At 74.5% G+C, this 11158-nt stretch carries 9 protein-coding genes; 8 read left to right on the top strand and 1 reads right to left on the bottom strand.

What is annotated here, in order from left to right; genetic code table 11:
• Positions 1 to 1005, bottom strand: coding sequence for an AAA family ATPase (locus JQN70_RS07505; protein ID WP_307835856.1), 1005 nt, complete (start codon positions 1003 to 1005; stop codon positions 1 to 3).
• Positions 1006 to 1392: 387 nt separating this feature from the next.
• Between JQN70_RS07505 and mraZ the strand changes: the two genes are divergently transcribed.
• The 8 genes from mraZ (at position 1393) to murD (ending at position 11157) form a co-directional block, all read left to right on the top strand.
• Positions 1393 to 1836: a division/cell wall cluster transcriptional repressor MraZ gene (mraZ, locus tag JQN70_RS07500; RefSeq protein WP_204130706.1), complete on the top strand. Its 444-nt coding sequence runs from the start codon at positions 1393 to 1395 to the stop codon at positions 1834 to 1836.
• A gap of 184 nt (positions 1837 to 2020) precedes the next feature.
• On the top strand, positions 2021 to 3001 hold the full coding sequence (gene rsmH / locus JQN70_RS07495) for a 16S rRNA (cytosine(1402)-N(4))-methyltransferase RsmH (protein ID WP_204130705.1): 981 nt from the start codon (positions 2021 to 2023) through the stop codon (positions 2999 to 3001).
• The gene (gene ftsL / locus JQN70_RS07490) at positions 2998 to 3483 is read left to right on the top strand and encodes a cell division protein FtsL (RefSeq protein WP_204130704.1); all 486 of its coding nucleotides are present in this window, start codon (positions 2998 to 3000) and stop codon (positions 3481 to 3483) included. Before rsmH ends, ftsL begins: the two co-directional genes overlap by 4 nt.
• A gap of 23 nt (positions 3484 to 3506) precedes the next feature.
• Positions 3507 to 5639, top strand: a complete 2133-nt coding sequence (locus JQN70_RS07485) for a penicillin-binding transpeptidase domain-containing protein (RefSeq protein ID WP_307835855.1) — start codon at positions 3507 to 3509, stop codon at positions 5637 to 5639.
• Between the two features lie 10 nt (positions 5640 to 5649).
• The gene (locus JQN70_RS07480) at positions 5650 to 7197 is read left to right on the top strand and encodes a UDP-N-acetylmuramoyl-L-alanyl-D-glutamate--2,6-diaminopimelate ligase (RefSeq protein ID WP_204130703.1); all 1548 of its coding nucleotides are present in this window, start codon (positions 5650 to 5652) and stop codon (positions 7195 to 7197) included.
• On the top strand, positions 7194 to 8591 hold the full coding sequence (locus JQN70_RS07475) for a UDP-N-acetylmuramoyl-tripeptide--D-alanyl-D-alanine ligase (RefSeq protein ID WP_204130702.1): 1398 nt from the start codon (positions 7194 to 7196) through the stop codon (positions 8589 to 8591). Before JQN70_RS07480 ends, JQN70_RS07475 begins: the two co-directional genes overlap by 4 nt.
• Positions 8588 to 9670, top strand: a complete 1083-nt coding sequence (gene mraY, locus JQN70_RS07470; protein ID WP_204130701.1) for a phospho-N-acetylmuramoyl-pentapeptide-transferase — start codon at positions 8588 to 8590, stop codon at positions 9668 to 9670. The genes JQN70_RS07475 and mraY overlap by 4 nt, the downstream gene beginning before the upstream one ends.
• Positions 9667 to 11157, top strand: a complete 1491-nt coding sequence (murD, locus tag JQN70_RS07465) for a UDP-N-acetylmuramoyl-L-alanine--D-glutamate ligase (protein WP_204130700.1) — start codon at positions 9667 to 9669, stop codon at positions 11155 to 11157. Before mraY ends, murD begins: the two co-directional genes overlap by 4 nt.
• The last annotated feature ends 1 nt before the right edge of the window (position 11158 follow it).

Raw genomic sequence — 11158 nt, 5'->3', positions numbered from 1 at the left:
TCAGCGGGTGGGCGCGGGAACGCGGACCCGCTGGAGGAGGTCGGCGAGGACGTCGGCCGTGCTGCGCCGGGCCATCTGCGTCTCGCCCGTGGGGATGAGCCGGTGGGCGAGGACGGCGACCGCGACCTGCTGCACGTCGTCGGGGAGGACGTGGTCGCGGCCCGAGAGGGCGGCGTGCGCCCGGCTGGCGCGCAGGAGGTGCAGCGTGGCCCGCGGTGAGGCCCCGAGCCGGAGCGCCGAGCTCGAGCGGGTCGAGCCGACGAGGTCGACGATGTACTGGCGCACCGCGGGGGAGGCGTGGACCGTGCGCACGGCCTCGATCATCTGCTGGACGGTGGCCGCGTCGGTGACCGGCTGCAGCGACTCCAGCGGTGAGGCGCCACCGTGCAGCTCGAGCATGTCGAGCTCGGAGCGCGCGGAGGGGTAGCCCATCGAGATGCGGGCCATGAAGCGGTCGCGCTGCGCCTCGGGGAGGGGGTAGGTGCCCTCCATCTCGATGGGGTTCTGCGTCGCCATGACGAGGAAGGGGCGCGGGAGGACGTACGTGGTGCCGTCGACCGTGACCTGACCCTCCTCCATCGACTCGAGGAGCGCGGACTGGGTCTTCGGCGAGGCGCGGTTGATCTCGTCGCCGACGACGACGTTGGCGAAGATCGCACCCGGCCGGAACTCGAAGTCGCGGACGTCCTGGTTGAACACCGAGACGCCGGTGATGTCGCTCGGCAGCAGGTCGGGGGTGAACTGCACCCGCCGGACCGAGGCGTCGATGCAGCGGGCCAGGGTCTTGGCGAGCAGCGTCTTGCCGACCCCCGGCACGTCCTCGAGGAGCAGGTGCCCCTCGGCGAGGAGGACGGTGATGGCCGTCCGCACGACCGGCTGCTTGCCCTCGATGACCGAGTTCATCGCGGTCGCCAGCCGGCTCGACACCTGGAGCACCTGGTCGAGGCCGGCTCCGCGCGCGCTCGGGTCGGTCGTCGTGCGGGGGTCGTGCTCGAGGTCGCTCACGGGGGTCCCTTCGTCGGCTCGTCCCCCCCAACGCGCGGCGGGGCGGAGTGGTGCCCTCATCGTGCATCACGTCGGGGCCCGCGGGGAGGGGTACGGCCGAGACGATCGCGCCGCCGTCCACCCCGGGGCCGTCGCTCCACCCGGCCCCCACCGCGCCCCACCCGCGCGGACTCGTGACCCCGCCGGCGGGAGGGGGACGGCCTGAGCTCCCGGGCGAGTGTCCCACCGCGCAATTCTCCCCACTTCGCTCCACGGGCGCTGACCTGCAGCAACAGGGGAAAACAGACGACGATTCTCCCGAAATCGTGGTTCGGGGGAGCATAGGTGGAGTAAAGTGGAGCGCACCGGAGGTCGAGGGAACCCCGGACGGGTCGAGGAGGTGGCGTCGTGGACGAGTTCCTCGGCACCCACACGCCCCGGCTCGACGACAAGGGGCGGCTCTTCCTCCCGGCCCGGTTCCGCGGCGCGCTCGCCGAAGGCCTCGTCGTCACCCGCGGCCAGGAGGGCTGCCTCTACGTCTTCCCGACCTCGGAGTTCCACCGGATCTCCCAGGAGATGCAGTCGGTGTCGGGCTCGACGAAGGGGGTCCGCGACTTCATCCGCGTCTTCCGCGCCAGCGCCCACCCCGACACCCCGGACAAGCAGGGGCGGGTCACCGTCCCCGCCGCGCTGCGCGCCTACGCCGGGCTCGACAAGGAGTGCACGGTCATCGGCAACGGCTCCCGCCTCGAGGTCTGGGACACCGCCCGCTGGAGCGAGTACCTCGACGCCGTCATGCCGGCGTACTCGGCCTACTCGGCCGGGACCGAGGAGGTGGTCCCCGGCCTCTGAGCCCCGAGCACCCCAACATCCCGGACCCCACCCCGCACGACCGACCGACCCGACCGCCGGCCTCCAGCCGACCCGACACCCGACGCGTCTTCCCCCGCGCCGGGCGCGGATCGGATGGGGACCAGCCGCCGGGTCGACCCGCACCCGCACCACACCGCCCCACCGACGACCGTGAAGGAGTGAGATGACCAGCACCCGAGGCGACGCCGGCGACCGCCACGTCCCCGTGCTCCTCGAGCGCTGCGTCGACCTCCTCGCCCCGGCTCTGCAGGCCCCGGGCAGCGTCTGCGTCGACGCCACCCTCGGCATGGGCGGGCACACCGAGGCGATCCTCACCCGGTGCCCGCAGGCCCGCGTCATCGGCCTCGACCGCGACCCGGAGGCGATCGCCCTCGCGAGCGAGCGGCTCGCCCCGTTCGGCGAGCGCTTCACCGCCGTCCACGCCGTCTACGACGAGGTGGCCGACGTCCTCGCCCGTGAGGCCCCCGGCACCGCGAACGGCATCTTCTTCGACCTCGGCGTCTCCTCGCTCCAGCTCGACGAGGAGGACCGCGGCTTCGCCTACCGCCACGACGCCCCGCTCGACATGCGGATGGACCAGTCGCGGGGGATGACCGCCGCCGACGTCCTCAACACCTACTCGCACGGCGAGCTCGCCCACGTCCTCAAGGCCTACGGGGAGGAGCGATTCGCCGGCCGGATCGCCTCCGCGGTCCTCCGCGAGCGCGAGAAGGAGCCCTTCACCACCTCGGCCCGGCTCGTCGAGGTGCTGCGCGCCGCGGTCCCCGCCGCGTCGCAGCGCACCGGCGGCCACCCGGCGAAGCGCACCTTCCAGGCGCTGCGCATCGAGGTCAACGCCGAGCTCGCCGTGTGGGAGCGCGCCGTCGACGCCGCCGTCGGCGCCCTCGCGCCCGGCGGGCGGCTCGTCGTCCTCTCCTACCACTCGCTCGAGGACCGCATCACCAAGCAGGCCCTCGCGCGCGGGGCGCGCAGCCGGACCCCGGCGGGCATGCCCGTCGAGCTGCCCGAGCACGCGCCCTACCTGCGGCTGCTCACCCGCGGCGCGGAGGTCCCCTCCGAGTCCGAGCAGCACGCCAACCCCAGGTCCGCCTCGGCCCGCCTCCGGGCCGCGGAACGTCTCTCGCCGAACGGAGCCCCCGCATGAGCCAGCACGCGACGGCACGGCCGCAGGTCCGCCCGTCGGCGCGCCGCGCCACGACCCCGACGCCGCGCCGCCTGCGCGTCGTCGCCCCGCCCGCTGCCGAGGGCAACGGGTTCTTCCTCGCGCTCTGCGTGGCGCTCGTGCTCGCCGGCTTCGTCGGCGTGCTCGTGCTCAACACCGCGATGGCCAAGGGCTCGTTCACGATGCGCGACCTGCAGCACCGCTCCGACGAGCTGACCGACACCCAGGACGACCTGCGCCACGCCCTCGACGCCGTCTCCGGCCCGGGGCCGCTCGCGCAGGAGGCGCGCGACCTCGGGATGGTCCCCGCCGAGACCCCGGCCTTCCTCCGGCTCGCCGACGGCAAGGTCATCGGCGTGGCGAAGAAGGCGCGCAAGGACGACACGTTTAGCGTGGTCACCGAGTCCTCGTCCGGGGCGCGCCCCACGGCGAAGGCCCCCGCCTCGACCGCACCCAGCCGCTGACGACCCGCGAGGACGCCGCACCCGTGACCCCACCGAAGAAGCCGCCGCAGCGCAGCCGCGCGGGCCAGCCGTCGGGTCGTCCGGTGACCGAGCGCGGCCGCCGCCCGGGCACGACGACCCCGCGTACCGCGCCCGCCCGGGGGAGCGCCCGCCCGGCGTCCCCCCGGCGTCCCGCCACCGCAGCCGCGTCGGGGCGGGCGTCGACCTCGAGCCGGCCGGCCGCGGGCAAGGGCCGGCCCACGCCGCGTCGGCGCCCCGCCACCGCCTCGACCTCGCGTGCCGGCTCGGGCGGCGGACGTCGCACCGCGCGCAGCGCCACCCGCGGCCCGGGCCCGAGCCCGCGGCGCCGGATGCGCGCCCTCACGGTCGCGACGATCTTCGTCCTCAGCATCTTCGGCGCCCAGCTGGTCCGCATCCAGGGGCTCGACGCCAGCGCCGTCGCCGCCGAGGCCGAGAGCCAGCGCGTGACCGCGCAGATCATCCCCGCCATGCGCGGCCAGATCCTCTCGGCCGACGGCACCGTCCTCGCCTCGAGCGTCGTGCGCGAGGTCGTCGTCGCCGACCAGACGGCCGTGTGCACCTTCCGGACGAAGAAGTCGACCTGCGCCCCGGAGACCGCACCGGCCGCCGTGCAGCAGGCCGCCGAGAAGCTCTCGCCGCTGCTCGGCACCCCGGTGAGCGAGCTCGTCACCGAGCTGACCGGCACCTCGAGGTACCGCATCCTCAGCAAGGACGTCACGCCGCTGACGTGGAACAAGATCGCCGCGCTCGGCATCCCGGGCATCGCGCGCGACCGCCGGGAGACCCGCTCGGAGCGCACCTACCCGCAGGGCACGACCAGCGCCGCCCTCGTCGGGTACGTCACCGACGACGGCAAGCCCGGCGGGGGCGTCGAGCTGATGGTCGACGACGAGCTCCAGGGCACGCCCGGCACGATGACCTACGAGCGCGGCCAGGACGGCACCGCCATCCCCGCCGGGCAGAGCAGCACGACGCCGGCGGTCGACGGGCGCGACGTGCGGCTCACCGTCAACTCCAGCCTCCAGTGGTACGCCCAGAACGCCCTCGCGCAGCGGATCAAGGAGACCAAGGCGACGGCCGGCACGGTCGTCATCATGGACGCCAAGAAGGGTGACCTGCTGAGCGTCGCCTCGTACCCGACCTTCGACCCCGACACCGACGTCGGCAAGAAGGGGGCCCAGCTCGACAACAAGGCCTTCTCCGACGTCTTCGAACCCGGCTCCACGGCGAAGATCATGACGATGGCCGCGGCGCTCGAGGAGAAGACGGTCACGCCGTCGACCCCGGTCGTCATCCCCAACCGCCTGCCCCGGTACGACCAGCGGTTCAAGGACTCCCACGAGCACCCCACCCAGTACCGCACGGTCGCGGGCACCCTCGCCGAGTCCAGCAACATCGGGACGATCCTCGTCTCCGAGACCCTCAAGCCCGCGACGCTCGAGCGCTACTTCCACAAGTTCGGGCTGGGCGCGCGCTCGGGGGTCGGCTACCCCGGCGAGTCCGGCGGCCTGCTCCCGAAGTCGTCGACGTGGAGCGGCACCCAGCGCGCCACCGTCGCCTTCGGGCAGGGCATCTCGGTCACCGCCATCCAGGCCGCGTCGGTGTTCCAGACCATCGCCAACGGCGGCGTGCGGGTCTCGCCCCGCCTCGTCGACAGCGTCACCGCGGCCGACGGCACGCGCACCGAGATGCCGGAGGCCAAGGGCACCCGGGTGGTCTCGGAGAAGACGGCGGCCGACGTCGGCAAGATGCTCGAGGGCGTCGTCAGCCCCGACGGCACGGCCGAGGAGGCCCAGATCCCGGGCTACCGGATCGCGGGCAAGACCGGCACCGCCGAGTTCTACGACGACCGGGTCAAGAAGTACAGCGGCAAGACGGCCAGCTTCATCGGGTACGCGCCGGCCGACGACCCGCAGATCGTCGTCGCCGTCATCGTCCAGAAGCCGACCTACCCGTTCTTCGGCGGCTACGTCGCCGGACCGGTCTTCAAGGACGTCATGACCTACGCCCTCCAGGAGCTGAAGATCCCGCCGACGGGGAAGAAGGCGCAGCACCTCACCCTCGAGGTCGACCCGAAGGAGGCGCTGGCCGACCCCGACGTGCTGCGTGACGGCAAGAAGCAGCCCAAGCGGTAGGGTCGTCCGGATGGCTTCCCCCCGGCCGACCTCGCTGCGCCCCACCCCGCTCCGCGAGGTCTCGACGCTCCTCGGTGCCCCCGGCCCCGCCTCCGACGTCGCCGTCACCGGCGTCACGCTCGACTCGCGCGCGGTGCGTCCGGGCGACCTCTACGCGGCCCTGCCCGGCGCCCGCGCCCACGGTGCCGACTTCGGGGCCCAGGTGGCCGAGGCCGGGGCCGCGGCCGTGCTCACCGACCCGGCCGGCGCCGAGCGGCTCACCGCCGCCGGTGTCGACCTGCCGGTCGTCGTCGTCGAGGCTCCGCGCGCAGTGCTCGGGGCGGTCGCCGCGCGCGTCTACGGCACCGAGGACCTGCCGGTGCGGATGGTCGGCATCACCGGGACCAACGGCAAGACGACCACCGCCTACCTCGTGCACTCGGCGCTGACCGCCCTCGGGCACTCCGTCGGGCTCATCGGCACCGTCGAGACGCGCATCGGTGACGAGCGGGTCGGGAGCGTCCGCACCACCCCCGAGGCCCCCGAGCTCCATGCGCTGCTCGCCGTCATGGCCGAGCGGGGCCTCGACACCTGCGTCATGGAGGTCTCGAGCCACGCCCTGGCCCAGCATCGGGTCGACGGCGTCGTCTACGACGTCGCGCTCTTCACGAACCTCAGCCGCGACCACCTCGACTTCCACGCCGACATGGACGACTACTTCGCGGCCAAGGCCTCGCTCTTCACGCCCGAGCGCGCGCGCCTCGGCCTCGTCTGCACCGACGACGACTGGGGCGGGCGGCTCGCCCGGGAGGCCGGCGTCCCCGTCCGGACCATCGGTCACACCGAGGGCGTCGACTGGCGGGTCGCGGTCGACGGAGCCGACCCGGCGGCCTTCCGGCTCACCGGCCCGGACGGGGTCGACCTCCACCTGAGGTCGAGCCTGCCCGGCGACTTCAACGTCACGAACACCGCGATGGCCGCCGCCGCGCTCGTCCTCGCCGGCGAGGACCCGGCCCGGGCCGGCGACGCGGTGCTCGCCGACCCGCACGTCCCGGGGCGGATGGAGCGGGTCGTCCTGGACGGCGTCCCGGCGGGCGACCAGCCGCTGGCCGTCGTCGACTACGCGCACACCCCGGACGCCATCGCGGCCGCCCTCCACGCCCTGCGCCCGAGCACGCCCGGCACGCTCGTCTGCGTCACCGGGGCCGGCGGCGACCGCGACCGTGACAAGCGCGCGGCCATGGGCGCCGCGGCCGCCGAGGTCGCCGACCTCGTCGTCGTCACCGACGACAACCCGCGCTCCGAGGACCCCGCGGTCATCCGCGCCGCGGTCCTCGAGGGCGTCGAGTCGGTGCGGTCCGGCGGGCGCGCGGTGCGCGTCGTCGAGGTGGGGGACCGCCGGGAGGCCGTCCGGGAAGCGGTCTCGGCGGTCGCCGCCGAGGGCTCGTCGGCCACCGTGGCGGTCGTCGGCAAGGGCCACGAGCGCGGCCAGGACGTCGCCGGCGTCGTGCACCCCTTCGACGACCGCGACGAGCTGCGCGAGGCGCTGGCCCTCGCCCTCGGGGTGGTGGCCCCGTGATCCCGATGACCCTCGCCGAGGTGGCCGCGGCCACCGGCGGGCGGCTCGAGGGGGTCGACGACGCCTCCGCGGTCGTCGACGGACCCGTCGTCACCGACTCGCGCGAGGCCGGGCCCGGCGGGCTGTACGTCGCCCGGGTCGGCGAGCACGCCGACGGCCACGACTTCGCCGCCGGGGCCCTCGCCGCCGGCTGCGTCGCCGCCCTGACGACCCGGGCGCTGGCCGGCGTGCCGTGCGTCGTCGTCGACGACACCCAGGAGGGGTTCGCCCGGCTGGCCCGCGCGGTCGTGGACGCGCTGCCCGACCTGGCCGTCGTGGGCATCACCGGCTCCTCCGGCAAGACGAGCACCAAGGACGTCCTCGGGTCGGTGCTCGGGGCGGCCGGCCCCACCGTGGCGCCCGTCGGCTCGTACAACTCTGAGGTCGGGGTGCCGCTCACCGTCTGCCGCACCGAGCCCGACACCCGGTTCCTCGTCGTCGAGATGGGGGCGCGCGGCGTCGGCCACATCGCCTACCTCGCGCGGATGGCGCCGCCGCGGGTCGGGGTGGTGCTCAACGTCGGCACCGCCCACGTCGGGGAGTTCGGGTCGCGCGAGGCCATCGCCCGCGCGAAGTCCGAGCTGCCGGCCGCCCTGCCCGAGCACGGGCTCGCGGTGCTCAACGCCGACGACCCCGCCGTCCGGGCCATGGCCGAGGTCACCCGCGCGCGGGTCGTCCTCGTCGGCGAGGCCCCGGACGCCGGGGTGCGGGCCACCGACGTCGCGCTCGACGCCGCGGGCCGGCCGTCCTTCACCGTGCACACGTCGGCCGGCACGCGCGCCGTCGCCCTCGGGCTCGTCGGGCGCCATCACGTCGGCAACGCCCTCGCCGTCCTCGCGGTGGCCCTCGAGCTCGGCCTCACCCTCGACGCCGCCTGCGACGCCCTCGAGGCCGCCCGCGCACTGAGCCGCTGGCGGATGGAGGTTACCGAGCGCCCCGACGGCGTGACCCTCGTCAACGACGCCTACAACGCCAACCCCGACTCGATGCACGCGGCCCTCGAGGCGCTGGCCCGGATGGGGGAGGGCCGGCGCACCTGGGCCGTCCTCGGCACGATGCTCGAGCTCGGGGCGGAGTCCGACGCGCTGCACGCCGGGGTCGGGGCCGACGCCGTCGCCCACGCCGTCGACGAGCTCGTCGTCGTCGGCGCGGCCGCCGCACCGCTCGCCGAGGGGGCCCGGGCGGCCGCCGGCGGCACCCGCGTGCGCGAGGTCCCGGACGCCGACGCCGCCGAGGCGCTGCTGCGCGCGGAGCTCCGGCGCGGCGACGTGGCCCTGTTCAAGTCCAGCCGCGACGCCGGACTACGGTTGCTCGGAGACCGACTGGCGACGACCCCCGAGGAGCAGCAGACGTGAAGGCCGTGCTCATCGCCGCCGTCGTGTCGCTCGTCCTCGCGCTCTTCGGCACCCCCACCTTCATCCGCTTCCTCGTGAAGAAGGGCTACGGCCAGTTCATCCGGGACGACGGGCCCACCTCGCACCACACCAAGCGCGGCACCCCCACGATGGGCGGGGCGGTCATCGTCCTGTCCTCGCTCGCCGCCTACGCCGTCGCGCACCTCGTCACCGGGCAGCTGCCCTCGGTCAGCGGCGTGCTCGTCCTCTTCCTCATGGCCGGGATGGGCCTCGTCGGCTTCCTCGACGACTACATCAAGATCAGCAAGCAGCGCAGCCTCGGCCTGCGCTCGGGCCAGAAGCTCGCCGGGCAGACCCTCGTCGCCGTGCTCTTCGCCATCGCGGCGCTGCAGTTCCCCAACGAGTCCTTCCGCACGCCGGCCTCGACCGCCGTCTCGTTCGTCCGCGACACCCCGGTCAACCTCGCCTTCGCCGGCACCGTCGTCGGCGTCATCCTCTTCGTCATCTGGGCCAACGTCATCGTCGCCGGCACCTCGAACGGCGTGAACCTCACCGACGGCCTCGACGGCCTGGCCACCGGCGCCTCGGTGATGGTCTTCGCGTCGTACGTGCTCATCGGCATCTGGCAGTTCAACCAGAACTGCCAGTGGAACCCCGGCACCAAGTGCTACGAGGTCCGCGACCCGCACGACCTCGCCATCGTCGCCGCCTGCGGGATGGGCGCCTGCTTCGGCTTCCTCTGGTGGAACGCCTCGCCGGCCAAGATCTTCATGGGCGACACCGGCTCGCTCGCCCTCGGCGGCGGGCTCGCGGGGCTGGCCATCCTCACCCGCACCGAGCTGCTCGTCGTCGTCCTCGGCGGCCTCTTCGTCACGATCACCCTCTCGGTGATCATCCAGGTCGCGTCGTTCAAGACCACCGGGAAACGGGTGTTCAAGATGGCGCCGCTGCAGCACCACTTCGAGCTCCTCGGCTGGCAGGAGGTCACGATCGTCATCCGGTTCTGGATCGTCGCCGGCCTCTTCGTCGCGCTCGGCCTCGGGCTGTTCTACGCCGAGTGGGTGGTGGGCGCCGGATGAGCGCCGGGTCCGCCCGCACCGGCGCGCTGACCCACCGCGACGCCGACTGGTCGGGCCTGCGCGTGCTCGTCGCCGGCCTCGGGGTCAGCGGGTTCGCCGCCGCCGACGCCCTCCTCGAGCGCGGAGCGGTCGTCACCGTCGTCGACGCCCACGAGCCCGACGACGGCTCGGCGATGTCCGAGCGGGCGCGCATCCTCGACATCCTCGGCGCGGCCCTGCGGTACGGCGGCGACGCGGTCGGCACCCTGCCCGAGGAGCCGCTCGACCTCGTCGTCACCTCGCCGGGCTGGCGCCCCGACCAGCCGCTGCTCGCCGCGGCGGCCGCCGCCGGGCTGCCGGTCTGGGGCGAGGTCGAGCTCGCCTGGCGGATGCGCCCGCTCGAGGGCGCGGCCCCCTGGCTCACCGTCACCGGCACCAACGGCAAGACGACGACCGTGCAGCTGCTCACGGCGATGCTGCAGGCGGCCGGCCTGCGCGCGTGCAGCGCCGGCAACGTCGGCCGGCCCATCCTCGAGGCGGTCATGGACCCGCAGCCCTACGACGTCATCGCCGTCGAGCTCTCGAGCTTCCAGCTGCACTGGTCGCACTCCATCGCCCCGCGGGCGTCGGTGTGCCTCAACGTCGCTCCCGACCACGTCGACTGGCACGGGTCGCTCGAGGAGTACGCCCGCGCCAAGGGAAGGGTCTACGAGAACACCCAGGTCGCCTGCGTCTACAACGCCCAGGACGAGCGGACGCTCCACCTCGTCGAGGAGGCCGACGTGCAGGAGGGGTGCCGCGCGGTCGGGTTCACCCTCGGCACCCCGGGCCTCTCCGAGCTGGGCCTCGTCGACGACGTCCTCGCCGACCGCGCCTTCGTCGCCGAGCGCCGCACCTCGGCCGCCGAGCTCGGCACGCTCGACGACCTGCGTGCCGGTCCCGACGCCCCGCCGCCCGCGCCGCACCTCGTCGCCAACGCCCTCGCCGCGGCGGCGCTCGCCCGGGCCCACGGCGTGCCGCCGGCCGCGGTGCGCCAGGGGATGCGCGACTTCGTCCCCGAGCCGCACCGCATCACCGACCTCGGCACCGTGCGCGGCGTGCGCTGGGTCGACGACTCCAAGGCCACCAACCCGCACGCCGCGCAGGCCAGCCTCCTCGCGTTCGAGCACGTCGTCTGGGTCGCGGGCGGGCTGCTCAAGGGGGCCGACGTGGACGACCTCGTCGCCGCCGCGGCGCCGCGGCTGCGCGGCGTCGTCCTCCTCGGGCGTGACCGTTCGGCCATTTCCGAGGCGCTCGCCCGACACGCGCCGGATGTCCCGGTCGTCGACGTCGCGCAAACGGACACTGGGGCCATGGACGCTGTGGTGGCGCACGCCCTCGACCTCGCCCACGAGGGCGACGTCGTGCTGCTCGCCCCCGCCGCCGCGTCGATGGACATGTTCGCGAACTACGGTGCGCGCGGCGACGCCTTCTCTGCGGCGGTGCGGCGGCTCACCGGTCAGGGGTAGC

The sequence above is a fragment of the Phycicoccus sonneratiae genome, assembly GCF_016887965.1.
GTDB lineage: Bacteria > Actinomycetota > Actinomycetes > Actinomycetales > Dermatophilaceae > Phycicoccus > Phycicoccus sonneratiae.
The sequence above is the reverse complement of the archived record's forward strand: the minus strand, read 5'-3'. Positions and strand labels throughout refer to the sequence as shown.